Source organism: Amycolatopsis azurea DSM 43854, assembly GCF_001995215.1.
Taxonomy (GTDB): Bacteria; Actinomycetota; Actinomycetes; order Mycobacteriales; family Pseudonocardiaceae; genus Amycolatopsis; species Amycolatopsis azurea.
This window is the reverse complement of record NZ_MUXN01000006.1, coordinates 141,004-166,640: the sequence shown is the minus strand read 5'-3', so window position 1 is coordinate 166,640 and position 25,637 is coordinate 141,004. Positions and strand designations below refer to the sequence as shown.

The following is a 25,637-nucleotide window of genomic DNA, read 5'->3' as shown; positions in this document are numbered from 1 at the left end:
CGGCTACGGGGTTGAAGAAAGGGGCAGGTCGGGGTTACATTGGTCTTGTTCGAACAGACGTTCGACATTCGGTGAGCGCGCACCGGTAGGTGCCCGGCGCGGGGGCGGGGGAAGCGCCTCGGCGCCGGGCACCGGCCGGCGCTCACGTACAGGAGGAGGGTCGTCATGTCCGTTTCGGTCGTGTCCCCCGACGAAGCCGAGAGGCCGGGGGGCACCGCGCAGCCCGCCCTGCCGATGTCGTTGCGCCCGCCGGCACCACCCGCGGCGGTCTCCTTGTACGCACAGGCGAGGCGGGGGCTCGCCGAGGCAGAGCGGGAGAACGATCCCGCGGAGCGGTTCATCGGGGCCTATCTCGCCGCGCTGCGGGGCGCGGCGGCGGTCCTGGAGGCCCGCGGCCGTCCGCACCGGGGCCGGGCCCGGCCGGCGAGCGGCTGGGTGCTGCTCGATTCCGTCGCGCCCGAGCTGAAGGAGTGGGCGGCGTTCTTCGCGGCCAACTCGGCGACGCGGGCCGCCGCGCAGGCGGGGATCACCGGCAAGGTCACCGTCGAACTGGCGGACGAGCTGACGCGGGCCGCCACGGTGTTCCTGGAACTGGTCCGGCGGGTGGTGCACGGACTGCCGATGGGTGACTCGGCATATGTGGCTTAGTGCTCCACGGAGAGGGGGTGCCCGATGGCCGGGCAGGCCATGATCGACCAGCGCAGGTTCCTGGAGGTGATCGGCGCCGAAACCGAGCTGATGGCTCAGGTGGCGCACACCGCGTCCGCCGACGCGCCGGTCCCCACCTGCCCCGGCTGGACGCTCGGCGAGATCCTCAGGCACGTCGGCAGCGTCTACCGGGTCACCCGCCGCTGGATCACCGACGGACGGCGTCCCGAGCACTGGCAGCGCAAACCAGGGCCGCAGCAGAGCCTGGAGGAGTACTTCCGCGAGGGCCGGGACGAACTCGTCGCGGAACTGTCCGCGCACGACCCGGACGAACTGGCGCCGACCTGGTGGCCGGCGGACCGCAGCTACGGGTTCTGGCGGCGGCGGTCGGCGCACGAGGCGACGATCCACCGGATCGACGCGGAAGCCGCGGCCGGCCGGGAAGTGTCGGAGATCCCCGAAGACGTGGCGCTGGACGGGATCGACGAGGCGCTGGTGCTGTGGTTCGGCCAGCGGCTGCCGTTGCTGGGACTGTCCGGCACCAAGACCGGATCGGTCGGCGTGCGCACCGCGGGCCACACCTGGATCGCCAGGGCCGGTCCCACGGAGACGATCGCCTGGCGGTGCTCGGCCGAGGAGGCCCAGCGGGCGGACGATCTGATCACCGGGCAGCCGGACAAGATCTACCGCTGGCTCTGGGGCCGGGCGGGTCCGACGGCGGTGACGATCAGCGGAGATCAGGACATGGCGGGACAACTCTGGGCCCTGTTGCGGCTCGCGACCCGATGACCGGTCGGTGGGGAAGCCAAACCGGTCAGAAAGTCCACAGAGTGTCGGTGGCGCCGTCTAGGTTCACCGGTGTGACAGCACGCTTGGTGAACCTGGTCTTCGACTCGGCTCTTCCCAGAGATCTGGCGGGTTTCTGGGAAGAGCTGTTCAGCTGGGACGCCCCGTTCGAACCGGCCTTCCGCTCCGAGGCCGGGCCCAAACGGGGCAAGAACCGGCTGCACCTGGATCTGGCGAGCCGGTCGCCCGGGCATCAGGCCGAATTGGTGGACCGTGCGCTGTCCCTCGGCGCACGGCACATCGACGTCGGCCAGGGCCCGCCGGAGGAGAAACGGGTGCCGTGGGTGGTGCTCGCGGACCCCGAGGGCAACGAGTTCTGTGTCCTCGAGCCCCGCGCGCAGTACGAGGGCACCGGTGCGCTCGCGTCGGTCGTCACCGATGCCCTCGACCCGGAACGGCTCGCGCGGTTCTGGGCGGCCGCGCTGGGCTGGGAGATCGGCGTCCGGGAGAAGGCGATCGTGGGGCTGCGGCCGCCGGACGGACGCGGCCCGTGGGTTGAGTTCCTGGCCTCCGAGGACGAGAAGCGGCACCGGAACCGGCTGCGGTTCGAGATCGCGCCGCGTCGAGGCGGGAGCCGGGCTGCCGAGGTCCGGCGTCTGCGGGAGCTGGGCGCTACAGGGGCCCGCGGTGAGGCCATGGCAGACCCGGAGGGCAACGAGTTCAGCGTGCTCACGCCACGCTGAGTTGTTTCGCCCGGGTTGCGCGGTGGCGTCGAACGCTGACCTGAGCGAAACACGCGTGCCGTGGGCAGGCAACAACCGGCCGGGACCGTGGAGGTCATGGAGACCTATCGAGTCCGGCCCACCCTGGTCCACTCCGCTGAAGAGACGGCGTCCGCGTCGGCCTGGCGAGTCCGGATCCGCGTGGACGACCGGCCCGGCACCCTGGCCAGGATCGCGATCCGGCTGGCCGATCTCGAATGCAACATCCTCGGGTTGTCGGTGCTCCCGGTCCCCGGCGGCGTGCTCGACGAGATCGTCCTGCGGCCGGCCACCGGCCTGCCGAAGCAACTGCTCATCGACGCGATCCGCGACGAAGGCTGCGAATGCTCCGCCGTCGTCGACGCGGACCTGGCCGAGCTGGTCGATCCGGCCACCGCGACGCTCACCGCGGCCAAGAGAGCCGTCGAGGAGCCCGGTGGTCTCGCGGAGGTGCTCCGCGGCGTCCTCGCGGCCGACGTCGTCACGAAGGTCCCGTCGATCGAGGCGAACCCGGCCAGGACGGAAGGCGGGCACCGGGCGGTGTTCCCGGTGGGGGACGGCACGGCGTTCGTCGCGCGCCGCCGGTGGTCGCCGTTCGTCGAGCTGGAACTGAGCCGGGCCGTCGCGCTGACCGGTCTGATGACCGCGGTCCGCGACAACGTGACCGGGCCGATCGTTCTCGACCGGCCCGACGGCGCCGCGATCGTCCTGCGGACGGGGGTCCCCGGAGACGCGGAGGCGGTGTCCGCGCTGCACCAGAGATGTTCGATGACCACGCTTTTCCACCGCTATCACACCGGAATGCGTGCCGTGCCGCGTCGCTGGCTGCACCGGCTCCTGATGCCGCCGCGCGGGATCAGCCTGCTCGCGGTCTGCGGGCGCGAGGTGATCGGCCTCGGCCAGCTGATCCCGTCGGCCGACGGCGACGCGGCCGAAGTCTCGCTCCTGGTCGAGGATTCCTGGCAGCGCCAAGGCATTGGTACCGCTTTGCTGACCCGGCTCGCCGTCCTCGCCGTGACCAAGGGAGAGCGTGAACTCGCCGCTGTCTGCCTGCCCGGCGACGACTCCCTCTACCGCACCGCCACCCGCGTGGGGCTCCGCCCCGAACGCGCCCCCGGAGACCCCGGCACGCTGCGCTTCCGGCTCCCCGACTCCCGCGTTTAGTCCTCTGGATGCGGTAGTTCGCGATGCCAACCACCGCATTCAGAGGACGAAACGCGCTACTTGCGGTTCCAGAACCAGTCTTTGCCCCGGGCTTCGCCCAGCGCGCGCTTCTTGCGTTCGGGGGTGAGCCGCTCCAGGTACAGCTTGCCGTCGAGGTGGTCGGTCTCGTGCTGCAGGCACTGGGCGAGCACATCGATGCCTTCGACCTCGACAGGCTCGTTGCGCAGGTCCACTCCGCGCACCACGGCGTGTTTCGCGCGGACGACCGGGAACCACAGTTCCGGCACGGACAGGCAGCCCTCGCCGATCTCGTGCGTCTCTTCGGACAGTTCGACGATCTCCGGGTTGATCACGTACCCGCTCAGCCCGCCGACGTCGTAGCTGAACACCCGCAGCCCGACCCCGATCTGCGGCGCCGCGAGACCCGCGCGCCCGGCCGGTTTCACCCCGTCCATCAGATCGGTCACCAGCGACTCGATCTTCTTGTCGAAGGTCGTGACCGGATCGCATACCGTCTTGAGCACGGGATCCCCGAAATAGCGCAGGTCGCGCATCACCATGTTCGAACGTCCTTCTCCGCAGGTCTGAGCGGCAATTCTAGGCCCGCAGCCGCAGGCCCTTGGGAGTCGCCCGGAATCCCGCCTCCTGGAGGACGGTCGAAAGCTCCGAGGTGAGCGCCACCTCGCCGTCGGCCTTCTGGACCGCGAGCTGACCCAGCCAGCCTTCCCGCACCGCGGTGGACAGCGCCCGCGCGGCCGACCTCAACGTCTCCTGATCCTCGGTGAAACTCAGCAGCGACCGGCCGCCGCGTTCGACGTACATCGCCGGGACACCGTCCACGAGCACCGCCAGCGCGCCCGCTTTCCTTGCCGGCCGGTGCTTCGTGTCACCCGTCGCGGCGGGCCACGGCAACGCGGCGCCGTAGGGCTGAGCCGGGTCGGCGGCGGCGAGCACGACAGCGCCCTCGGTGGTGGTGCGCTGGTTCCCGGACTGCGCGCGCAGCCTGTCGACGGCGCCCTTCGCCGCGAACTGCGCGGCACCGAGCCCTTCCACCACGTAACCCCGGACGACCTGGCCCGAATCCTCCATCCCGCGCAAAACCTTGTAGATCCCGGAAAAACCACCCGTCACCCGCTCGGTGTCGAGCGCTCCCCTGGTGAGGACGCCGTGCCGTTCCAGGAACGCCTCGGTCCGTGCGTGCGCACGCCTGGTCGGATCCGGTTCGCGGTCCGGGGTCAGCGCCCAGCGTCCCGCCACCGTTGGCGGCCCGGTGCGCGAAGGCATTGCCGGACGTCCGGCCCGGAGTCGCGCGTACCGGCCGCGAGGAGCCTGCCGACGGGGTTTGTGCGCCGCCCCGGAACCGGAGACCTGCGCCCGCAGTGGGCCCAGCGTGTCCCCGGTGACCAGCCCGGCCCACACGAGATCCCACAGCGCGGCGACGACTTCGCCGTCGTTGGGCGGGGTTTCGACCAAGGGCGACGCGCGCTCCACGAGCTGGCGGAAGAACTGCGCCCCACCCTCCAAAGTGTACAGAATGGCCGCGTGGAGCGGCCCCGAGGGCAGGTCGTCGTCGAGGTCGGGTAGCAACAGATCGGCGACGTCGGTGGGTGCGAGCGCCAGCCAGCCGTCCCCGCCGGACAGGGAACCGCAGCCACACCAGGTGACTTCGCCCGCCGTGGTGAGTTCGTCCAGCAACGACGGGGTGTACCCGGGCAGCCTGCTCGGCAGGATCAGGGACTCGACCGCGCTGGCGGGCAGGGGCGCCCCGGCCAGTTGCTCGACCACGGACAGCACGTCATCCGCCGTCGGCGCCGACCGTACCCGTGCGCCGATGCCGTGCCACGACGGCAGGAACCGGCCCAGCGCCGCCGGTTCGACCGGCTCGACCTCGGCCCGCAGCCGGGCCAGCGACGCCCTCCGGAGTCTGCGCAGCACCGACGCGTCGCAGAACTCCGTCCCGACGCCGTGGGTCTCCGGATGTCCGACCGGGCTCAGTTCGCCCCGGACCAGCCTGCCCTGAGCGGTCAGCCTGTCCAGCACACCGGTGACCACGGCCGTCCCGAGCCCGAAACGCTCGGCGGCCTGGCGGGCGCTGAACGGGCCGCGGCTGCGCGAATAGCGGGAAAGCAGGTCTCCCACGGGATCCTCGACCGGCTCGGTGAACGCCTCCGGTACGCCGACCGGCAGCGCGGTGCCCAGCGCGTCCCGCACCCGGCCCGCGTCCTCGATGGCGATGAAGCGTTCGCCACCGCCGATGCGCACCCGGATCACCCGCCGCGCGGCTTCCAGTTCCTCCAGCCACTCCCGCTGGATGCCCCGGGCGGCGGCCTCCTCGATCGAGAGATCTCCGAGGAACCGCAACAGATCCGCGGCCTCTTCGGCGTTGCGGGCGTGCCTGTCCGGATCGAGACGCTGCAACGAACGTTCGACTTCGGCGACGACCTCGGCGTCCAGCAGCTCCCGGATCGCCTCGGTGCCGAGCAACTCGGCCAGCAGCGTCGAATCCAGTGCCAGCGCGGCCGCCCGCCGTTCCGCGAGCGGGGCGTCGGTCTCGTACAGGAACATCCCGACGTAGCCGAAGAGCAGGCTGCGCGCGAACGGCGACGCCGACGGTGTCTCGACCTCGACCAGCTTGACCTTCCGCGACCGCACGTCGGCCATCAGCTCGCGCAGCCCGCCGACGTCGTACACGTCCTGCAGGACTTCCCGCATCGCTTCCAGCACCACGGGGAACCGCTCGTACTTGGCCGCGACCGAAAGCAGTTGCGACGCACGCTGCCGTTGCTGCCACAGCGGTGTGCGGCGGCGCGGATCCCGGCGGGGGAGCAGCAGCGCCCGCGCCGCGCATTCCCGGAACCGCGCGGCGAACACCGCCGAGCCGCCGACCTCGGTGACGATCAGCTGCTCGACCTCTTCCGGATCGAGCAGCACGTCCTCGACGCCGATGGTGACCTCGGCGCCGTCCATGTCCAGTGCCTCGGGAAGCCGCAGCACGATGCCGTCGTCGGAATGCGCCACCTGGGCGTCGACCCCGCGGTTCTCCCGCAGCCGGGCCGCGATCGCGAGCGCCCACGGCGCGTTGACCTGCGCCCCGAACGGCGAGTGCAGGATGACCCGCCAGTCACCGAGTTCGTCGCGGAACCGTTCCAGCAGCACGGTCTTGTCGTTCGGCACATGCCGCGTGGCGGACTTCTGTTCTTCCAGATACGCCAGCAGGTTGTCGCACGCGTATTCGTCCAGCCCGGCGACGGCGGCGCGTTCCCTGGCCGCCGAAGGCTCCGAAGTGGACAGTTCGCGGACGAACGCGCCCAGCGCCCGCCCCAGTTCCAGCGGACGGCCGGGGGCGTCGCCCTTCCAGAACGGCATCCGGGCGGGCTCACCCGGCGCGGGCACCACGATCACGCGGTCGTGGGTGATGTCGGTGACCCGCCAGGAGGAGGTACCGAGCAGGATCGTGTCCCCGACGCGGGACTCGTAGACCATCTCCTCGTCGAGCTCGCCCACCCGCGACCCGGGTTTGTCGTCGGCGCCCGGCGTCATCACGGTGAACAGGCCGCGGTCGGGGATCGTGCCGCCGGAGGTCACCGCCAGCCGCTGCGAACCCGGGCGGCCGTGCAGTTCGCCGCTGACCCTGTCCCAGGTGATCCGGGCGCGCAGCTCACCGAACTCCTCGCTGGGGTACCGGCCGGCGAGCATGTCGAGCACGGCCAGCAGCGCGTCGTCCGGCAGGGACGCGAACGGCGCGGCGCGGCGGGCGAGGGCGGCCAGTTCGTCGACCGTCCACGATTCGAGCGCCACCATCGCCACGACCTGCTGCGCGAGCACGTCCAGCGGATTCCTCGGGTACCGCACGGCCTCGATCGCCCCGGACGCCATCCGTTCCGCGACCACCGCGCAGGAGACGAGGTCGCCCCGGAACTTCGGGAACATCACCCCGCTCGACACCGCGCCGACCTGGTGCCCGGCCCGGCCGACCCGCTGCAGGCCCGACGCGACCGTCGGCGGTGCCTCGATCTGCACGACGAGATCGACGGCGCCCATGTCGATGCCCAGTTCCAAAGAGGACGTCGCGACGACACACGCCAGCCGCCCGGACTTGAGCTCCTCTTCCACGTGCGTGCGCTGCTCACGCGACATCGAGCCGTGGTGCGCCCGCGCGATCACCGGCGCCGCGCCGGTGGTGAGCCCGGACTGGCCGATCGCTTCGGCCGGATACCGCTGATCCGGCTCCAGTTCGCTCTGTTCCGCGACGAGTTCGTTGAGCCGGGCCGTCATCCGTTCGGTGAGCCGCCGCGAGTTGGCGAACACGATCGTCGACCGGTGCGCCTGGATCAGTTCGAGGACCCGCTCCTCCACCGCGGGCCAGATCGACGGCCGCCTCGGCGCGCCGTCGATCTCGTCCAGCGAGCCAGGGAGCCGCGCGAGGCCCGCGTCGAGGTCTTCGTTCTGCTTCGGCCCTTGTGGACCGTCGAGATTGGACATGTCCTCGACCGGGACCTCGACGCGGACCTCGATCGTCTTCGCGAGCTTCGGCTGGACGATGGTGACCGGCCTGCCACCGGCCAGGAACGAGGCGACCTCGTCGATCGGCCGGACCGTCGCCGACAGCCCGATGCGCTGGGCGGGCTTCTCCAAGAGCGCGTCGAGCCGTTCGAGCGACAACGCCAGATGCGCGCCGCGTTTGCCGCCCGCGACCGCGTGCACCTCGTCGATGATCACCGTCTCCACGCCGCGCAGGGAGTCGCGCGCGGACGAGGTGAGGATGAGGAACAGCGACTCCGGCGTGGTGACCAGCACGTCCGGCGGGGTCTTGCCGAACGAGCGCCGCTCGGCGGCGGTGGTGTCGCCGGTGCGCATGCCGACGCCGATGTCCGGCACCGGCAGCCCCAGCCGCCGCGACGCCTGCGAGATCCCGGCCAGCGGTGCCCGCAGGTTGCGCTGGACGTCGACCGCCAGCGCCTTCAGCGGTGAGACATAGAGGACGCGGCAGCGTTTCCGCGGCTCGGACGGCGGTGGCTCGACCGACAGCCTGTCCAGAGCCCAGAGGAACGCCGAGAGCGTCTTGCCGGAGCCCGTCGGGGCCACGACCAGCGCGTGTTCCTTCGCATGGGCGGCACGCCACGCCCCCTCCTGCGCGCGGGTGGGCGCGGCGAAGGCCCCGGTGAACCAGTCCCTGGTCGCGGGGGAGAAGAGGTCGAGTACGTCTGCCACGCCCTCCATAGTGCGCCGGACCACCGACAGTTTCGCTCCGGGCCCGGTGACCCGGCACCCGGTCGGGGACGAGTTCGGCGGGTTCCGCACGTGCGGCGACGCCGCTCGTGGGAGCATCACGGCCAGCGCGGCCGGATCGGTACTGGGGCGGCCGCCGTTCGTCTGTTGAAGGGGTAAGAGCTGTGCGGATCCTGTCGGTGGACCTCGGGACGTCCAACACCGTGGCCGTCCTTTCTGCGCACGGGAGGCCGCCGCGGGTGGTCGAGGTCGACGGTTCGGCCAACATGCCGTCCGCGGTGTTCGCCACCGAGGAAGGCACGATCATGGTCGGCCGGGACGCCGAACGGCGCGCCCGCCTCGACCCGACCCGCTTCGAGCCCAACCCCAAACGCCGCATCGACGAGCAGACGCTCCTGCTGGGCACCGACGTCATCCCGGTCACCGAGGTGCTGGCCGCGATCCTGCGCCGGGTGCTCGACGAGACCACCCGCCAGCTCGGCGGCGAACTGCCCGACGAGGTCCGCCTCACCCACCCCGCGCAGTGGGGCCAGACCCGCCGCAACGTGCTGCTGTCCGCCGCCCGGCTCGCCGGGATGGGCGGCAACCTGGTGCTCGTCCCCGAGCCGGTCGCCGCGGCGGCGCATTTCGCGTCGTTCCCCGGCAAGACGCTCGCGCCCGGTCAGGCGCTCGCCGTGTACGACCTCGGCGCCGGCACCTTCGACGTCGCGATCGTCGGCGCGACCCCGAACGGCGGCTTCACCGTCGTGGCCGAAGACGGCCTTCCCGACCTCGGTGGCCTCGACGTCGACCAGGCGCTGCTGGTGCACGTCGGCCGCGAGGTCTCGCACAAGGATCCCCAGCGCTGGCAGCGGGTCCTGCGGCCCGAGTCCACTCCGGACCGTCGTACGCGACGCGCGCTGCAGGAAGACGTGAAGGCGGCGAAGGAGGCTCTGTCGCGGCACCCGCAGACCGAGGTCCCGATGCCGGAGCCGTTCGAGGACGTCCTCGTCACGCGAGGCGAACTCGAAGCGCTCGTGCGGCCGTCGATGCTGCGCAGTGTCGAGCTGATGGCGCGCGTGGTCCGGTCCGCCGGGATGACCCCGGACCGGCTCGCCGGGATCTACCTCGTCGGCGGTTCGAGCAGGCTTCCGCTGGTCGGCAGCCTGATCGCGGAGAAGCTCGGCGTCGTCCCCGGCAGCCTCGACCAGCCCGAGACCGCGGTCGCCCTCGGTGCGCAGCACGTCGCCTCCGACGGCATCAGCACGCGCACACAGGGCGTCGAAGGGCAGGTCGCGGCCGGAACCGGCGCGCACCAGGTCGGCGCTTCGGGCCCGTACGCGCCGCCGGTCGCCTCGATCCCCGGCTATCAGGCGGGCGGTCCCGGCCAGTCCGGAGGTTTCCCCCAGTCGGGTTACCCGAACAGCGGCCCGCAGCAGGTGCAGCAGCCCGCGCCGACGAACTTCCCGACGTACTCCCTCGCCGGGCAGACCACCGCCGAGAAGGCGCCCGCGAGCAAGAAGAAGCCGCTCGTCATCGGGGCCATCGTGGCCGTCGTCGTGCTGCTCGCCGCCGGGCTCACGTACTTCCTGACGTCCTCGTCGGTGACGACCTACACGGCCGACGAATGCAAGACGCCCGGCGCGGCCGACGACAAGGGCCTCACCGGCTGCCTGCGTCAGCTCGCCGGGAAGATCGCCGACACCGGCGACTGCAAGCCCGGGATGGGCAACGGGCCGGCGAAACCGGCGGAAGACCTCGGCGTGACGTCGACCTGCTCCGCGCCGGGCCGCGCCGGAACCCAGGTGACCTATCTGCAGAGCGGTTCGGCGGAGAAGCTCAAGGCCTACACCGACGGACTGCTCAAGTCGGCGGGCGGGGACCGCACCGAGGCCAAGTGGGCGGGCAACGCCCTGGACGGCCAGTACTCCTCGGCCGCCGGGCGGAACGCCGCCGTCCTGGTGTTCACCGTGACCGACCGGCCGCTGGTCGGCTTCATCTACCAGGTCCCGGCCGAAGGACAGACCCCGACGCCGGGCGAACTGGCCGACTACTTCGAAAAGAGCGTCCAGCCGGGCGAGTAGGCCCGTTTTATAGAGCGGTAGGGCAAAGGTGTCCTGTCGGGTGCCAAGTCCGTGAAGGCCTCCTTCACTACTTTCAGGGTAGGGAAGGACCCCTTCACCGCGGATCTTGTGGTCTCGTGGGCGGCGGAGCCCCGGAAGCGTTGCGAAAGCCACTTTCGCAACCTTCAACGTTGCGGAAGTGGCTTTCGCAACACCCGAGGTCGGCGTGCGGGCGAGTGACTGAGCACGCCACCTTTGCCTTACTCCTCCAATCGCGCGTGAAGGCCCCCTTCCCTCGGCTCAGTCGAGGGAAGGGGGCCTTCACGCGTTTCCCGCCCGGTGCCGGGCTAGACTCCGCTCGATGCGTATCACGGTTTTCCGGCGGCTGATGGCCGACGAATTCGGTTCCGGACGTGCGGAAACCCTCTCCAGGGATCACGTCTTCGGCGAACTCGGGGGCCGGACCGTCGAACAGGCACTCGACGCGGGAACCTCGGCGAAAGACGTCTGGCGGGCGGTCTGCGACGCCTTCGAAGTCCCGCCGGAGAGGCGCTGACCTCGAAAGAAGGGCAAGAACCCTAGCGCAACGGCGTGTCGGCCACGGCCTCGAACACACGTTCGTCTATGGTGTTGTCCACAACGGGGTCAGCGATCCACAGCTTGGGCGCGAGGCCTGGAATTGTCGGTGGTCGCCCGTAGCGTCGGACCCGACAGCTCAGAACAGAACAAGCCCTACCCGGCTCAACCAACGAGGTGGACTCCATGGCACCAGCAGCACCCGACAAGGACAAGGCGCTCGAACTGGCCCTCGCCCAGATCGACAAGCAGTACGGCAAGGGCTCGGTCATGCGCCTGGGCGAAGAAGGCCGCGCGCCGATCGAAGTCATCCCCACCGGCGCCATCGCCCTCGACGTCGCGCTCGGGATCGGCGGCCTGCCCCGCGGCCGGGTCATCGAGATCTACGGTCCGGAGTCCTCCGGTAAGACCACCGTCGCGCTGCACGCGGTCGCCAACGCGCAGAAGAACGGCGGCATCGCCGCGTTCATCGACGCGGAGCACGCGCTGGACCCGGAGTACGCCAAGAAGCTCGGCGTCGACACCGACGCGCTGCTGGTCTCCCAGCCGGACACCGGTGAGCAGGCGCTCGAGATCGCGGACATGCTGATCCGCTCCGGCGCGCTCGACATCCTGGTCATCGACTCGGTCGCCGCGCTCGTGCCCCGCGCCGAGATCGAGGGCGAGATGGGCGACAACCACGTCGGTCTCCAGGCCCGGCTGATGAGCCAGGCGCTGCGGAAGATGACCGGTGCGATGAACAACTCCGGCACCACCGCGATCTTCATCAACCAGCTGCGCGAGAAGATCGGCGTCATGTTCGGCTCCCCGGAGACCACGACCGGTGGTAAGGCGCTGAAGTTCTACGCGTCGGTCCGCCTGGACGTCCGCCGGATCGAGACGCTGAAGGACGGCGGCGAGCCCGTCGGCAACCGCACCCGCGTCAAGGTCGTGAAGAACAAGGTCGCGCCGCCCTTCAAGCAGGCCGAGTTCGACATCCTCTACGGCAAGGGTGTCTCCCGCGAGGGTTCGTTGATCGACATGGGCGTCGACCAGGGCATCCTGCGCAAGTCCGGCGCCTGGTACACCTACGAGGGCGACCAGCTGGGCCAGGGCAAGGAGAACGCCCGCAAGTTCCTGCTGGACAACCCGGACATCGCCAACGAGATCGAGAAGCGCATCAAGGAGAAGCTCGGCATCGGTGCCGCCGTCGACGCCGAAGCCGCCCCCGCGCCGGTCGATTTCTGACCGGTCGAATTTCTCAGAGGAGCTGAATGCGAGCGCCCAAGGTGGATCCGGCGGAACTGCCGCCGGACGAGCGGAGGAAGAAGGCCAAGGAGATCTGCTTCGATCTCCTGGCCGCGCGCCCGCGCTCCACGGACGAACTGCGTCAGGCCCTCAAACGCAAGGGCTTCGACGAGGAGACGACGGAGACCCTGCTCGGTAAGCTGGACCAGGCAGGGCTCATCAACGACGCCGAGTTCGCCGAGATGTGGGTTCGTTCCCGCCATGCCAACATGGGCCTGGCACGGAACGCACTCGTGGCCGAACTCAAACGCAAAGGAATCGATGGGGATATCGCCGTCCAGGCCGCCGACGAGGTGGACCGAGAGGCAGAGGAGCAGCGCGCCCGAGAGCTGGTACGGAAGCGCATGCGCTCCTTGGGCAACGTCGACGAGCAGACGGCGATCCGCCGCTTGCTGGGCTTCCTCGCCCGCAAGGGCTATCCCCAGGGGCTGGCCTACACCGTGATCCGCGACGAACTCCGCGAGTTCGGCGCCGAATCGGCACTCCTGGACGACGCCACCCTCGACTGAGTTCCCCTCCAGACGAGCTGCTCACCGGCCGAGCGGGCATCTGCCCGCCGGCCGGTGTTTTGCGTTCTCAAGGGGCACGGCAGCTGGGCGGCAGATCGCCAGACGGTGTCGCGAAAGCCACTTTCGGGACACCAGACGTCGCGAACGTGGCTTTCGCGACACGCTTGAAGCGCACTGCCCCCACAGCCCGACTCGTGATGAGGCCCGGCCGCGAGAGTGTCGTCCGCCCAGTCACGCGTGTCGTCCGTCTGATCACACGTGACGTCCGCTCAGTCACGCGAAAGACCCGGCTCGGGCCTGACGGTCGTGAGTGGCAATTCGGGTTAGAGCAAGAGAGGCAGCCGCCAAGCCGGGGCTCTGACCAGCGCCGATGCGACCGATCAGGAATCAAGAAGCACCGGGCGCCCGCTGAGAAATAGCGTTACCGGCATGAACTTCATCGACGCCATCACCCTCGAAGTGGCCGACACCGAGGCCGCCGAACGCTTCTACTCCACGGCTTTCGGGCTCGACACCCAGCTGCGCCTGCGGGCCTCGCAGGAGCCCTCCACCGGCTTCCGCGGCTACACCCTTTCCCTCACGGTTTCCCAGCCTGCCAACGCCGACGCGCTCATCGACGCCGCCGTCGCCGCCGGCGCGACCGTGATCAAGCCCGCCACCAAGTCGATGTGGGGCTACGGCGGCACCATCCAGGCTCCGGACGGCGCGATCTGGAAGATCGCCACCTCGGCGAAGAAGAACACCGGTCCCGCCGCCCGCGAGTTCGACGACATCGTCCTGCTGCTGGGTGTCGCCGACGTGGCCGCGAGCAAGAAGTTCTACGTCGAGCACGGCCTCACCGTCGGGAAGAGCTTCGGCCGCATGTACGTCGAGTTCGAGTCCGGATCGGACGCGGTCAAGCTGGCGCTGTACCGGCGCAAGGCCCTGGCCAAGGACGCCGGCGTCGCCCCGGAGGGCACCGGCTCGCACCGGATCGCGATCTGCGGCGCCGCCCTGTTCACCGACCCGGACGGGTTCGCCTGGGAGTCCTCCACTCTCGCCGCCCAGTCCTGATGTGCCACTTCCGGATGCCCCCGCTCGCCGCCTACCTTGGAGAAAACACCATGAGCACCACCTACGAAGGATTCTCGGCCGAAGAGAAGGCCGCGATGAAGGAACATGCCCAGGACATGAAGAAGGCCGCGCGTCGTAGCTCGGCCGCCGACAAGGCCGCGGCGGCGGAGCAGGACGTGGTCGACAAGATCGCCGAGATGACCGACGAGGACCGGGTGCTGCCGAACTGGTCCACGCCGTCGTGAAGGCGAACGCCCCGATGCTCGCGCCGAAGCTCTGGTACGGCCAGCCCGCGTACGCGCTGGACGGCAAGATCGTCTGCTTCTTCCAGGCGTCGGCCAAGTTCAAGACGCGGTACGCGACGCTCGGTTTCAACGAGGCGGCCCAGCTGGACGACGGCGCGATGTGGGCGACGGCCTTCGCGCTGACCGAAGCCACCCCCGCGGTGAAGAAGCGCGTCGCCACCCTGGTGAAGCAAGCCGTCAGCTGAGAGTGGCAATGCGCTTTACCGCGTGATTGGCCACTCCCGGCCGGGCAGAGGAACTTTAGGCTCGGGTGATCACTGGGAGGACGACATGATCACTATCGAGCCGCTGAAGCCCGAAGACCGCGAAGCCTGGGAAAAGCTGTTCCGCGCGTACATCGCCTTCTACGAGCGTGTCGCGCACCAAGAGGTCTACGACCGCGCCTGGCGCGAATTCCGCACGGGGGAGCGGATGCACGCGCTCGGCGCGCACGTGGACGGCGAGCTCGCCGGGATCGTGCACTTCCTGGTGCATCCCAGCACTTCCGCGCTCACCGACGTCTGTTACCTACAAGATCTGTTCACCGCGCCGGAATCCCGGGGCAAAGGTGTCGCGCGGGCACTGATCGAGGCGGTCGCCGACTGGGCGCGCGACCGTGACTGCGGCCGCGTTTACTGGCACACCAAGGAATCCAACGCCACCGCGCGGCGCCTGTACGACCAGGTCGCGGTCAACCGGGGCTTCATCCAGTACCAGCTCCCGCTCTGAAAACAGTGAAGGCCACCTCCGAAAAGGTGGCCTTCACCAAGAGGATCAGAGCTTCGACGCCTCCGCGGCGAAGGCCTCGATCTTCCCGAAGTCCTTGGCCGCCAACGCGTCCTTCGGCGTCAGCCACGAGCCACCGATGCAGCCCACATTGGACAGTGCGAGGTAGTCCGGCGCGGTCTTCACGGTGATCCCGCCGGTCGGGCAGAAACGCAGCCCGGGCAGCGGCCCGCCGATCGACTTCAGGTACGCCACCCCGCCGCTGGCCTCGGCGGGGAAGAACTTCAGGGCGGTCAGTCCACGCTCGGCCAGCCGCATCGCCTCGGACACCGTGCTCGCGCCGGGCAGGAACGGCAGGCCGGTGTCGAACGCGGCGTCCAGCACGGAGTCGGTGCAACCCGGCGTGACCAGGAACTTCGCACCGGCGTCGGCGGCCTGCTTGGCGTGTTCGGGCGCGGTGACGGTCCCGGCGCCGATGACGATCTCCGGGACCTCGGCGGCGATGCGCTCGATGGAGGCGAGTGCCGCCGGGGTGCGCAGGGTCAGCTCGATCACGCCGATGCCGCCCGCGAGCAGGGCCCGCGCGGTGGGCACCGCGTCGGCGGCGTCGTCGAGCACGACGACGGGCATCACGGGGGACAGGCCGAGCAGGTCGGCGCCGGTGGTCACTGGGTTACCTCCACAGGGGTCAACGTGTGCGCCGGAGCGCCGAAGTGTTCCGGCGTGAGCGGTCCGAACACGCTCGCGCCCTGATCGGCGGGACCGACCGCGCGGCGCAGCGCCGCGAACAGCTCCCGGCCGGTGCCGGTCCAGGATGCCTCCGAAGGCGGGGAGTCCACCAGTTCACGGCGGGCGAGTTCTTCGTCACCCACGAGGACGTCCAGCGTCCCGGCCCTGGCGTCGAGGCGGACGACGTCGCCGTCGGCGATCCGCGCGATCGGGCCGCCCGCGGCGGCTTCCGGGGTCACCTGGATCGCCGCGGGGATCTTGCCGGACGCGCCGGACATCCGGCCGTCGGTGAGCAACGCCACCTGGTGCCCGCGGTCCATCAGCACGCCGAGCGCCGGGGTGAGCCCGTGCAGTTCCGGCATCCCGTTCGCCTGCGGGCCCTGCTGCCGGATGACCACGACGACGTCGCGGTCCAGCTCGCCTGCCTCGAAAGCGTCCTTGAAGGACTGCTGGTCGGTGAACACCCGCGCCGGGGCCTGGACGATCCGGTGCTCCGGGGCCACCGCGGACACCTTGATCACCGCGCGGCCGAGGTTGCCCGCGACCATCCGCAGCCCGCCGTCGGAAGCGAACGGGCGCCACACCGGGCGCAGGACGTCCTCGTCGAGACTGTGCGTCGGCACGTCGCGCCAGACCAGTTCGCCCTCGGAGAGGATCGGCTCCTGCCGGTAGCGGTGCAGGCCCGGCCCGGCGACGGTCTGGACGTCCTCGTGCAGCAGGCCCGCGTCGAGCAGCGTGCCGACCAGGAACTGGATGCCCCCGGCGGCGTGGAAGTGGTTGATGTCCGCGCTGCCGTTCGGGTACACGCGGGCCAGCAGCGGGATCACCGACGACAGGTCCGAGAAGTCGTCCCAGGTCAGCTGGATGCCCGCGGCCGCGGCGATCGCGACGAGGTGCATCGTGTGGTTGGTCGAGCCGCCGGTGGCGAGCAGCGCGATGACTCCGTTGACGACGGCCTTCTCGTCGATCACCCGCGAGATCGGCGTGTACTCCTCGCCTCGCGAGAGCTTCACGACGCGGCGTCCGGCCTCCTCGGTGAGGACGCGCCGCAGCGGCGAGTTCGGCTGCACGAAGCTGGCACCCGGCAGATGCAGGCCCATCACCTCGACCACCATCTGGTTCGAGTTGGCCGTGCCGTAGAACGTGCACGTTCCCGCCGAGTGGTACGAAGCCGCTTCGGCGTCCAGCAGGTCTTCGCGGGTCGCCTTGCCCTCGGCGTAGAGCTGGCGCACGCGCGCCTTCTCCTTGTTCGGCAGGCCCGAGTTCATCGGCCCGGCGGGCACGAGGATCGCCGGGAGGTGACCGAAGGACAGCGCCCCGATCAGCAGGCCGGGGACGATCTTGTCGCAGACGCCGAGCAGCAGCGCCGCGTCGAACATGTCGTGCGAGAGCGCGATCGCGGTCGACATCGCGATCACCTCGCGGCTGAACAGCGACAGCTCCATCCCCGGACGGCCCTGCGTGACGCCGTCGCACATCGCGGGCACGCCGCCGGCGAACTGGGCCACGCCGCCCGCCTGGCGGACCGACCCCTTCAGCATCGCGGGGTACTCCTGCATCGGCTGGTGCGCCGAAAGCATGTCGTTGTAGGACGAGACGATCGCGACGCCCGGTGCCCGCGCGGCGCGCAGTGCCGCTTTGTCGACACCTTCCATGGCGGCGAAGCCGTGGGCGAGGTTGCTGCAGTCGAGCCCGCGCCGGACCGGCCCTTCCTCGTGGGCGGCGGCGACGCGCTCGAGGTACGCGGCGCGGGTCTCGGCGCTGCGGGCGGCGACGCGCTCGGTGACTTCGGCGATGATGGGGTGGACGTTCGGGGCGGTGCTCATGTCCGGCTCCGGATCACTGGTCGTGGTGGTCCGCGGGACGGCAACGCTGACGTCGCTGGGTCGTGACAGTGGCCACAGTAACCCAGGGCAAAGCCCGAATCAAAATCGATACAGAAGATCGACTCGCGTGACCTCCGTCACGCCACCGGGTTCTACTGTGCTACTTGTCACATTGCACAACGCGCGGCAGAGTCGAGACGGCGAGGAATCGCTTGCCTTCGAAGGCTCAAGCGGCCAACCGAACCGACCATCGGGAGGTACCGATGTCCACCACAGAGATCGCCGAGCTTCGGCGAGCCATCGGTCAGCTGAGGCAGTGCGTCGGCGCGCTGCGATCCCGATACGGCGACGCCTCGGCGGTACGACGCCTGGCGAACGACGTGGAGCGGCTCGACATCGACGCGACCGACCTCGACACGACCCCGAACGCGGTGCCCGCGCAGGCGAAGGCGGCCGACCGCGTCCAGGTGCCCGATACGCCCTACGACCCGGCGCTCTGGCACGGCGCCGATGACGAAGGCGTCGGCGGCTACAAGCGCGACCAGCGGTGAGCGCCCCCGCCGGCCAGGGAGCCGGACGGGGTACGGGGGTCCGCGCGCCGTCGCGGGCCCGGATCGCCGAGAAAACGCTGCGCACCGACCGGTGGTGGCTGTCCCCGCTGCTGACCGTCCTCGGCCTCTCCGCCTTCATCATCTACGCGACCATCAGGGCCTTCGTGCGCACCGCGTACTGGGTGCCCGAGTACCACTATCTGACGCCGTTCTATTCGCCCTGCGTCTCGGAATCCTGCGTCGAGGGCTCCCGGCATTTCGGGGCCTGGTTCGGCGAACTGCCGGGCTTCATCCCGCTCGGCTTCCTCGTCCTGCCGTTCCTGCTGGGCTTCCGGCTGACCTGCTACTACTACCGCAAGGCCTACTACCGGGCCGTCTGGTTCTCGCCGCCCGCGTGCGCGGTCGCCGAACCGCACGCGAAGTACACCGGGGAGACCCGGCTGCCGCTGATCATCCAGAACGTCCACCGCTACTTCTTCTACGTCGCCGTGGTCGTCTCGCTGATCAACACCTACGACGCGATCACCGCGTTCCACGGCATCGACGGCGGGTTCGGGTTCGGGCTCGGCAACATCGTGCTGACGGGCAACGTGATCCTGTTGTGGGCGTACACGTTGTCGTGCCATTCGTGCCGGCACGTGACCGGCGGCAGGCTCAAGCACTTCTCCAAACATCCGGTCCGCTACTGGATCTGGACCCAGATCACGAAACTCAACACCCGCCACATGGCGCTGGCGTGGACGACGCTCGGCACGCTCGTGCTGACCGACCTCTACGTGATGCTCGTGGCCAGCGGCGCGATTTCGGATCTGCGGTTCATCAACTAGCGGCGCGGGAATCTCCCGTCCCCCCGGCGACAAAGCTTTGAGGTGGCTCTTTTCATGACCGAGGTCGAACGGCTCAACTACGACGTGGTGGTGATCGGTGCCGGCGGTGCCGGCCTCCGCGCGGTCATCGAAGCCCGTGAACGCGGCTTCAGCGTCGCGGTGGTGTGCAAATCCCTGTTCGGCAAGGCGCATACGGTGATGGCCGAAGGCGGTTGCGCGGCGTCGATGGGCAACGCGAACTCGAACGACAACTGGCAGGTGCACTTCCGTGACACCATGCGTGGCGGGAAGTTCCTCAACAACTGGCGGATGGCCGAACTCCACGCCAGGGAGGCGCCGGACCGGGTCTGGGAACTGGAGACCTACGGCGCCTTGTTCGACCGTACCGCCGACGGCCGGATCAGTCAGCGCAACTTCGGCGGGCACACGTACCCGCGGCTGGCGCACGTCGGCGACCGCACCGGGCTCGAACTGATCCGCACGATGCAGCAGAAAATCGTTTCGCTGCAACAAGAGGACTTCAAGGAGACCGGCGACTACGAGGCGAGGATCAAGGTCTTCGCCGAATGCACGATCACGGAACTGCTGACCGAGGACGGCCGGATCTCGGGCGCTTTCGGGTACTGGCGCGAGAGCGGCCGGTTCATCCTGTTCGAGTCACCGGCGGTCGTGCTGGCCACCGGCGGCATCGGGAAATCGTTCAAGGTCACCTCGAACTCGTGGGAGTACACCGGTGACGGGCACGCGCTGGCCCTGCGGGCCGGGGCGAAGCTCATCAACATGGAGTTCGTCCAGTTCCACCCGACGGGCATGGTCTGGCCGCCGAGTGTGAAGGGGATCCTCGTCACCGAAGGCGTCCGCGGTGACGGCGGTGTCCTCAAGAACACCGAGGACAAGCGGTTCATGTTCGAGTACGTCCCCGAGGTGTTCAAGGGCCAGTACGCGGACAGCGAGGAAGAAGCCGACCGCTGGTACGCCGACGCCGACAACAACCGGCGCACCCCGGACCTGCTGCCGCGCGACGAGGTGGCGCGCGCGATCAACTCCGAGGTCAAGGCGGGCCGGGGATCACCGCACGGCGGGGTCTTCCTCGACATCGCCAGCAGGCTGCCCGCGGAGGAGATCCGCAGGCGGCTGCCGTCGATGTACCACCAGTTCAAGGAACTGGCCGACGTCGACATCACCAAGGAACCGATGGAGGTCGGCCCGACCTGTCACTACGTGATGGGCGGGATCGAGGTCGACCCGGACACCGCGTCGTCGAGTGTGCCGGGGCTGTTCGCCGCCGGGGAGTGCTCGGGCGGGATGCACGGATCGAACCGGCTCGGCGGCAACTCGCTTTCGGATCTGCTCGTCTTCGGCCGCCGGGCGGGACTCGGCGCCGCGTCGTACGTCGCGGACCTGAAGGAACGCCCCAAGGTCAGTCAGTCCGATGTGGACGCCGCCGCGGCGATGGCGCTCGCGCCGTTCGACCCGCCGGGCGACGGCGTCGAGGAGAACCCGTACAGCCTGCACACCGAACTGCAGCAGTCGATGAACGACCTGGTCGGCATCATCCGCAAGTCGGAGGAGATCGAGCGGGCGCTGGAGAAGCTCGGGGAACTGCGCGAGCGGATCAAGCGTGTCACCGTCGAAGGGCACCGGCAGTTCAACCCCGGCTGGCACCTCGCCGTCGACCTGCGGAACATGCTTATGGTCAGCGAATGCGTCGCCAGGGCCGCGCTCACCAGGACCGAAAGCCGGGGCGGGCACACGCGGGACGACCATCCGGGCATGGATTCCCAGTGGCGCAACAAACTCCTGGTCTGCTCGGCCACGCCGGGCGAGAACCCGGTGGTGCCGGACATCGGCATCGAGGTCAAGGCGCAGGTTCCGTTGCGGCAGGACCTGCTGGAGTTGTTCGAGCGGTCCGAGCTGGGGAAGTACTACACCGACGAAGAACTGACGTCGCACCCCGGGAGCCAGGTATGAGCTACAAGGCGAGTTTCCGGGTCTGGCGCGGTGACGCCGATTCCGGTGAGCTGCAGGACTACAGCGTCGAGGTCAACGAGGGGGAGGTCGTCCTCGACATCATCCACCGGTTGCAGGCCACCCAGGCGTCGGATCTGGCGGTGCGGTGGAACTGCAAGGCGGGCAAATGCGGTTCGTGCTCGGCGGAGATCAACGGCAAACCGCGGCTGCTGTGCATGACCCGGATGTCGACCTTCACCGAGGACGAGGTCATCACCGTGACGCCGATGCGGACGTTCCCGGTGATCCGCGACCTGGTGACCGACGTGTCGTTCAACTACACCAAGGCCAGGGAGATCCCGTCGTTCACTCCGCCGCCGGAGCTGAAGCCGGGGGAGTACCGGATGCAGCAGGTCGACGTCGAGCGCTCGCAGGAGTTCCGCAAGTGCATCGAATGCTTCCTGTGTCAGAACACCTGCCACGTGGTGCGCGACCACGAGGAGAACAAGGAGGCCTTCGCCGGGCCCCGGTACCTGATGCGGATCGCCGAACTCGAAATGCACCCCCTCGACGTCGCCGACCGGCGTGACGAGGCGCAGGAGGAACACGGGCTCGGCTACTGCAACATCACCAAGTGCTGCTCGGACGTGTGCCCGGAGGGCATCCACATCACCGACAACGCGCTGATCCCGATGAAGGAACGCGTCGCGGACCGGAAGTACGACCCCATCGTGTGGCTGGGGAACAAGCTGTTCCGGCGGGACAAGTAGTCAGCCGCTCGTGACCGGTCCGTGAAGGCCTCCTTGAGGGACCCTGAGTCCCTCAAGGAGGCCTTCACGGACCAGCGCTTGGCGGAGGCTCGGAAGCGTTGCGAAAGCCACTTTCGCAACGTTGAAGGTTGCGAAAGTGGCTTTCGCAACATCCGAAGCCGGCACGCTGGCGAGCGAGCATGCCACCTTTGCCTTACCCCTCAAGAGATGTCAGCCGTTGGGGTCGTAGGTGACGTCTCGTTCGGTCGAGAGAGACGCCTTCGACGGCGGTGCCGCGTTGAACGTCACCGACACCTTGACGTGCTTCGAGACGAGCGGCGCCGGGTTCGGCAGATCCACGTAGGTGACGGGAAAAGCCGTCTGCGTGTCGTTGATGGCGGGCTGGAACTTGCCGGACCGGATCACGACGCCGTCCGAAGAGACGCTCCAGTCCGCGTCGTAGTCGCCGCCGATGACGGGCTGGCAGGTGTACAGCCCACCCCATTCGATCGCGCTGCCGAGGTCTCGTCCCGCGATGTTCAGCTGCCCCCAGCAGGCCGGGAAACCGGCTTGCGCGACAGCGGGAATCGACGTCATGGCCAGGCTCGCCACACCGGCGAGCAGCCAGGTCTTCTTGTTCATGGCCAACCCTTCCCCTCAGCTCCAGCAGACGACGCCGGAGTCCTGGGTCAGCGTGCCGCCGCCCGACGGGTCCCCGGCCACGCCGCTGTAGTACACGGTCGCCGAAGCGCAGTACTGGTCGAAACCGGTGGGCGGAGCGCTGGCCTGGGCCAGCATCTGCCGCGCGTTCGGCGGCCCCTTGACCAGGTGGCCGCCCGTGGTCGGGCCGACGAACTCGGTCCGGCTGCCGTTACTGGCGATGCCGTAGAAGAGCAGTTCGGTCTGGATCTGCAGGACGAGCGGTTCGTTCGCGTTGCAGCCGGAAGAAACGTTGAGCTGTTCCCAGGAACCGGACTGATCGGACGTCGTGAATCCCTGCAACCGGGCGGTGCAATTGCCTTTGCCGAACGGTGTGTCGGTGTCCGCGTAAGCCGGTGGCGCCAGGAACAGTGCCGCCGTCATTCCCGTTGTCGCGACGATTCCCGCCGCCTTGTGAATGGCTTTCATGAATACTTCCCTCCCCAGGGGAATCTCGACTCTCAGTCAGCGCCCCCTGCGCTTCGACAATCGATCACCGGAAACGTAGCAGTCTGGTGAACAGTTTGCAACAGGTGTCTGAACAGCAGGTTCATTGGGAAGGAAAAGAAATTGACCACGATCGGGTGGTCGCGGAAGATGGTCGCAGACACCCACCGAGGAGGCCGAATGACGAACATGATGTGGCGACGCGAGCTCGCCGACGCATGTCCGGCTCGCCTCGGCATGGTGAAAAAGAACGGCTCCCCGCCGACGTCTTGATATGACGTCGGATACGCGGAGCCGCCCTTCGGGAAACCGGACGGGCGGCTTTTTCTTGTGTGGGACAGACCCTTGTAGCTCAACGGAAAGAGTACGGCGCTACGAACGCCGGGGTCCAGGTTCGATTCCTGGCAGGGGTACTTCTGGAACGAAACGCTTCCGGTGCGCAGTGTGCGCCGGAAGCGTGTTCCAGGCCAAACCCCCGGCACGGCGGGGAAACCTGTTCCGTCGTACCGGTGCGGCGGTGTGGGCTCCGTGCGGTTCACACCGCCAGACGCGCACGGTCCGGCGACCGGCCGGGATTCATAGCCCCGGCCAGCCTGGCTCGACACCAGGGTGCGCGACTCAGGAGGCCTTGCGGGCGCTGTGGATGTCGCCGCCTTCGTGGCGACGTACCACGATGTCCTGAAAACCGTTGTCCCGCAAGGCTTCTTCCAGGCCGGCACCGTTCGTGGCGACGACCACGAGCAGCCCGCCCGTCACCAGGCTCGCGGCGACCCGGTCGAGATGGCCGGGGGAGGCAAGGAAGGCCACGACGACGTCGAAGGCGCCCATCACCGGCAGCCGGGCGAGCTGGTGGACCTCGTAGGAGATCCCGACGGGGTCGCGTTCCTCTTCTCGTTGCGCGACGGCGATCAGGGCCTGGCCCGCGTCGACGCCGACCACCCGGCGGGCGCCCTTGCCGCGGAACAGCCGGGGATAGCGGCCATCGCCGCACCCGACGACCAGGACCGACCTGCCCGCCAGGTCCGGCAGCGCTTCGAGCAACGCCGCAGCCTGGTCCGCCATACGGCCGACGCTAGTCGACCGGACCGCCGTCCCGACAGGACCAAGAGGCCTATCCCGGAGTACATGAAGGCCCCCTTCCTAGCGCCAGACGCAAGGAAGGGGGCCTTCATGTACTTCTGCGGAGCTACATCGCCCCGCCGCTGGCGTCGTCGCGCTGCATGACGACGCTGGACGGTGCGGAGTGCACCGGCTTGGCGCCCTTGGGTGCCTTCTTCCGCCGGGCCAGCTTGTTCTCCAGCCAGCTCGCGAACTTGGTCAGGAGCAGGTTCAGCACGATGAAGATGATCGCGACGACGATCAGCGTCGGGATCGTGTTGCTGTAGAGACCGGTGAGCGGACCGGAAGCCCGGATCAGCTCGTCGAAGCCGATGGTCAGCTGACCGGCCAGCGCGGTGTCCTTCAGGATGACGACCAGCTGGCTGACCAGCGCGGGCAGCATCAGCGTGACCGCCTGCGGGAGCAGGACGTTGATCATCGTCTGGGTCTTGCGCAGACCCAGCGCGGACGACGCTTCCGCCTGTCCCTTGGGCAGGGCCAGGATGCCCGCCCGGAACACCTCGGCCATGACCGAGCCGTTGTAGAGCACCAGACCGGTCACCGCGGCGAACAGCGGGCGGATCTCCGCGTCGATGCCCGTGTAGAACGAGTAGAACGCGGCGGCGAAGACCATCAGCAGCAGCACCGGGATGGCGCGGAAGAACTCGACGATCCAGCCGACCGGCATCCGGATCCACTTGTGCTCGGACAGCCGGCCGATGCCCAGCAGCGCACCGATCGGCAGCGCGATCACGATCGAGAGCCCGGCGGCCTTCAGCGTGTTGAGCAAGCCGGGAAGCAGGAACTGCGTCCAGGTCGCGCCGTCGACGAAGGGCTTCCAGAGGGCGCCCGCCCACTGCCCCTTCTCGTCGAAACCGCTGTAGACGAGATAGACCACCAGAGCCAGGACGAGCACGAAAAGGACGCTGTAGAGCCAGTTTCGCGCCCGAGCCTTCGGGCCGGGGATGTCGTAGAGGACGGTCTGCGTGCTGCTCATCGCTTGACCTCGACCTTCTTGGCGACCCAGCCCAGCAGCAGGCCGAGGGGGAGGACCAGGATGACGAACCCGAGGGCGAAGATGAGGAAGACCAGGAGCAGCGAGTCGGACTCGTTCTCGATCATGTCCGACATCAGCAGCGAGGCCTCGGCGACACCGATGATCGAGGCGACCGTGGTGTTCTTCAGCAGGGCGATCATGACGTTGGTCAGCGGCGCGATCACCGATCGGAACGCCTGCGGCAGCACGATCAGCGTCAGCACCTGGAGGAAGCCGAGACCGAGGGCGCGGGCCGCTTCGGCCTGGCCGACCGGGACGGTGTTGATGCCCGACCGCAGCGATTCACAGACGAACGTGGCGGTGTAGGCGATGAAGCCGAGGATCGCGAGCCGGAAGGCGTTGTCCTCCAACGACGTCGTCGAATCCGCCGAGGCCAGGTTGATCCCCAGGGTGGAGGACAGCCCCAGCGACGTGAAGACGATGATCACCGTCAGCGGGGTGTTCCGGAAGATGTTGACGTAGGCGGTGCCGAACGCCCGCATGATCGGAACCGGGCTGACGCGCATCCCCACCAGGATCGTCCCCCAGATCAGGGAACCGATGGCGGAGAAGAAGGTCAGCTTGATCGTCATCCAGAAGGCGCCGAGCAAGTCGTAATTGGGATTGTCGAGGAAATCGAACAAGGTGCTCAACCCAGCC

Annotated in this window: 23 protein-coding genes, 1 tRNA gene and 1 pseudogene; 16 read left to right on the top strand and 9 right to left on the bottom strand. The window is 68.9% G+C overall.

The features are described from left to right. Positions 1-165: 165 nt before the first annotated feature. The 4 genes from B0293_RS10390 to B0293_RS10375 all read left to right on the top strand — a co-directional run bounded on the left by B0293_RS10390 (position 166) and on the right by B0293_RS10375 (position 3,359). Positions 166-648 carry an SAV_6107 family HEPN domain-containing protein gene (locus B0293_RS10390; protein WP_005156540.1) on the top strand — a complete coding sequence of 161 codons (483 nt, stop codon included), beginning with the start codon at positions 166-168 and terminating at the stop codon, positions 646-648. 24 nt (positions 649-672) lie between these two features. Next, positions 673-1,437: a maleylpyruvate isomerase family mycothiol-dependent enzyme gene (locus tag B0293_RS10385; RefSeq protein ID WP_005156542.1), complete on the top strand. Its 765-nt coding sequence runs from the start codon at positions 673-675 to the stop codon at positions 1,435-1,437. Positions 1,438-1,508: 71 nt separating this feature from the next. After that, positions 1,509-2,177 carry a VOC family protein gene (locus B0293_RS10380; RefSeq protein WP_005156546.1) on the top strand — a complete coding sequence of 223 codons (669 nt, stop codon included), beginning with the start codon at positions 1,509-1,511 and terminating at the stop codon, positions 2,175-2,177. Between the two features lie 96 nt (positions 2,178-2,273). Further along, complete coding sequence (locus tag B0293_RS10375; RefSeq protein WP_052014428.1) at positions 2,274-3,359, top strand: GNAT family N-acetyltransferase; 1,086 nt, start codon at positions 2,274-2,276, stop codon at positions 3,357-3,359. A 56-nt stretch (positions 3,360-3,415) separates the two neighbouring features. Here B0293_RS10375 and def read toward each other — a convergent pair whose 3' ends face one another. Both def and B0293_RS10365 read right to left on the bottom strand, forming a co-directional pair. Beyond that, positions 3,416-3,919: a peptide deformylase gene (gene def / locus B0293_RS10370; RefSeq protein ID WP_005156552.1), complete on the bottom strand. Its 504-nt coding sequence runs from the start codon at positions 3,917-3,919 to the stop codon at positions 3,416-3,418. 37 nt (positions 3,920-3,956) lie between these two features. Next, positions 3,957-8,579, bottom strand: a complete 4,623-nt coding sequence (locus B0293_RS10365) for an ATP-dependent helicase (RefSeq protein WP_209437279.1) — start codon at positions 8,577-8,579, stop codon at positions 3,957-3,959. Between the two features lie 173 nt (positions 8,580-8,752). Here B0293_RS10365 and B0293_RS10360 point away from each other — a divergent pair, with 173 nt between their 5' ends. The 7 genes and pseudogenes from B0293_RS10360 to B0293_RS10330 all read left to right on the top strand — a co-directional run bounded on the left by B0293_RS10360 (position 8,753) and on the right by B0293_RS10330 (position 15,068). Beyond that, positions 8,753-10,651, top strand: coding sequence for an Hsp70 family protein (locus tag B0293_RS10360; protein WP_039917664.1), 1,899 nt, complete (start codon positions 8,753-8,755; stop codon positions 10,649-10,651). 340 nt (positions 10,652-10,991) lie between these two features. Further along, positions 10,992-11,186 (top strand): DUF3046 domain-containing protein, encoded by a 195-nt coding sequence (locus B0293_RS10355; RefSeq protein ID WP_005164743.1) that lies wholly within the window; start codon positions 10,992-10,994, stop codon positions 11,184-11,186. A gap of 206 nt (positions 11,187-11,392) precedes the next feature. Next, positions 11,393-12,433, top strand: a complete 1,041-nt coding sequence (recA, locus tag B0293_RS10350) for a recombinase RecA (protein WP_005164741.1) — start codon at positions 11,393-11,395, stop codon at positions 12,431-12,433. 41 nt (positions 12,434-12,474) lie between these two features. Next, positions 12,475-13,002 (top strand): regulatory protein RecX, encoded by a 528-nt coding sequence (locus B0293_RS10345; RefSeq protein WP_209437338.1) that lies wholly within the window; start codon positions 12,475-12,477, stop codon positions 13,000-13,002. 429 nt (positions 13,003-13,431) lie between these two features. After that, positions 13,432-14,055 carry a VOC family protein gene (locus B0293_RS10340; RefSeq protein WP_005164737.1) on the top strand — a complete coding sequence of 208 codons (624 nt, stop codon included), beginning with the start codon at positions 13,432-13,434 and terminating at the stop codon, positions 14,053-14,055. 50 nt (positions 14,056-14,105) lie between these two features. Beyond that, positions 14,106-14,545 (top strand): annotated as a pseudogene (locus B0293_RS10335) (iron chaperone). 85 nt (positions 14,546-14,630) lie between these two features. After that, entirely contained in the window at positions 14,631-15,068 is a 438-nt protein-coding gene (locus tag B0293_RS10330) for a GNAT family N-acetyltransferase (protein WP_005164732.1), read from the top strand. A gap of 45 nt (positions 15,069-15,113) precedes the next feature. Here B0293_RS10330 and eda read toward each other — a convergent pair whose 3' ends face one another. Together eda and edd are read right to left on the bottom strand one after the other, a co-directional pair. Then, a complete protein-coding gene (gene eda, locus B0293_RS10325; protein WP_005164729.1) occupies positions 15,114-15,734 on the bottom strand; it encodes a bifunctional 4-hydroxy-2-oxoglutarate aldolase/2-dehydro-3-deoxy-phosphogluconate aldolase in 621 nt (206 codons plus the stop codon). Then, positions 15,731-17,620 (bottom strand): phosphogluconate dehydratase, encoded by a 1,890-nt coding sequence (gene edd / locus B0293_RS10320; RefSeq protein WP_005164728.1) that lies wholly within the window; start codon positions 17,618-17,620, stop codon positions 15,731-15,733. The genes eda and edd overlap by 4 nt, the downstream gene beginning before the upstream one ends. Before the next feature lie 263 nt (positions 17,621-17,883). Between edd and B0293_RS10315 the strand changes: the two genes are divergently transcribed. From B0293_RS10315 to B0293_RS10300, 4 genes are read left to right on the top strand one after another with little or no spacing between them, the layout of a single operon-like run. Beyond that, a complete protein-coding gene (locus tag B0293_RS10315; RefSeq protein ID WP_005164726.1) occupies positions 17,884-18,171 on the top strand; it encodes a hypothetical protein in 288 nt (95 codons plus the stop codon). Further along, positions 18,168-18,998, top strand: coding sequence for a hypothetical protein (locus tag B0293_RS10310; RefSeq protein ID WP_005164724.1), 831 nt, complete (start codon positions 18,168-18,170; stop codon positions 18,996-18,998). The genes B0293_RS10315 and B0293_RS10310 overlap by 4 nt, the downstream gene beginning before the upstream one ends. A 54-nt stretch (positions 18,999-19,052) precedes the next feature. Further along, the gene (locus B0293_RS10305; RefSeq protein ID WP_005164722.1) at positions 19,053-20,969 is read left to right on the top strand and encodes a fumarate reductase/succinate dehydrogenase flavoprotein subunit; all 1,917 of its coding nucleotides are present in this window, start codon (positions 19,053-19,055) and stop codon (positions 20,967-20,969) included. Continuing rightward, positions 20,966-21,718, top strand: a complete 753-nt coding sequence (locus B0293_RS10300) for a succinate dehydrogenase/fumarate reductase iron-sulfur subunit (RefSeq protein WP_005164720.1) — start codon at positions 20,966-20,968, stop codon at positions 21,716-21,718. The genes B0293_RS10305 and B0293_RS10300 overlap by 4 nt, the downstream gene beginning before the upstream one ends. Positions 21,719-21,928: 210 nt before the next feature. On the opposite strand, the gene B0293_RS10295 is transcribed toward B0293_RS10300, so the two are convergent. Then, positions 21,929-22,339: a hypothetical protein gene (locus B0293_RS10295; protein WP_005164716.1), complete on the bottom strand. Its 411-nt coding sequence runs from the start codon at positions 22,337-22,339 to the stop codon at positions 21,929-21,931. A gap of 15 nt (positions 22,340-22,354) precedes the next feature. Then, positions 22,355-22,825, bottom strand: a complete 471-nt coding sequence (locus tag B0293_RS10290) for a hypothetical protein (protein WP_005164714.1) — start codon at positions 22,823-22,825, stop codon at positions 22,355-22,357. 359 nt (positions 22,826-23,184) lie between these two features. On the opposite strand from B0293_RS10290, the gene B0293_RS10285 reads away from it, so the two are divergent. Continuing rightward, positions 23,185-23,256: transfer RNA gene (locus tag B0293_RS10285), tRNA-Arg, on the top strand. A 205-nt stretch (positions 23,257-23,461) separates the two neighbouring features. On the opposite strand, the gene B0293_RS10280 is transcribed toward B0293_RS10285, so the two are convergent. From B0293_RS10280 to B0293_RS10270, 3 genes are all read right to left on the bottom strand, one after another. Then, positions 23,462-23,905 carry a class I SAM-dependent methyltransferase gene (locus B0293_RS10280; RefSeq protein ID WP_005164712.1) on the bottom strand — a complete coding sequence of 148 codons (444 nt, stop codon included), beginning with the start codon at positions 23,903-23,905 and terminating at the stop codon, positions 23,462-23,464. Positions 23,906-24,029: 124 nt separating this feature from the next. Beyond that, positions 24,030-24,938 carry an amino acid ABC transporter permease gene (locus B0293_RS10275; protein ID WP_005164709.1) on the bottom strand — a complete coding sequence of 303 codons (909 nt, stop codon included), beginning with the start codon at positions 24,936-24,938 and terminating at the stop codon, positions 24,030-24,032. Further along, positions 24,935-25,630 carry an amino acid ABC transporter permease gene (locus B0293_RS10270; protein ID WP_209437337.1) on the bottom strand — a complete coding sequence of 232 codons (696 nt, stop codon included), beginning with the start codon at positions 25,628-25,630 and terminating at the stop codon, positions 24,935-24,937. Before B0293_RS10270 ends, B0293_RS10275 begins: the two co-directional genes overlap by 4 nt. Between the last annotated feature and the right edge of the window lie 7 nt (positions 25,631-25,637).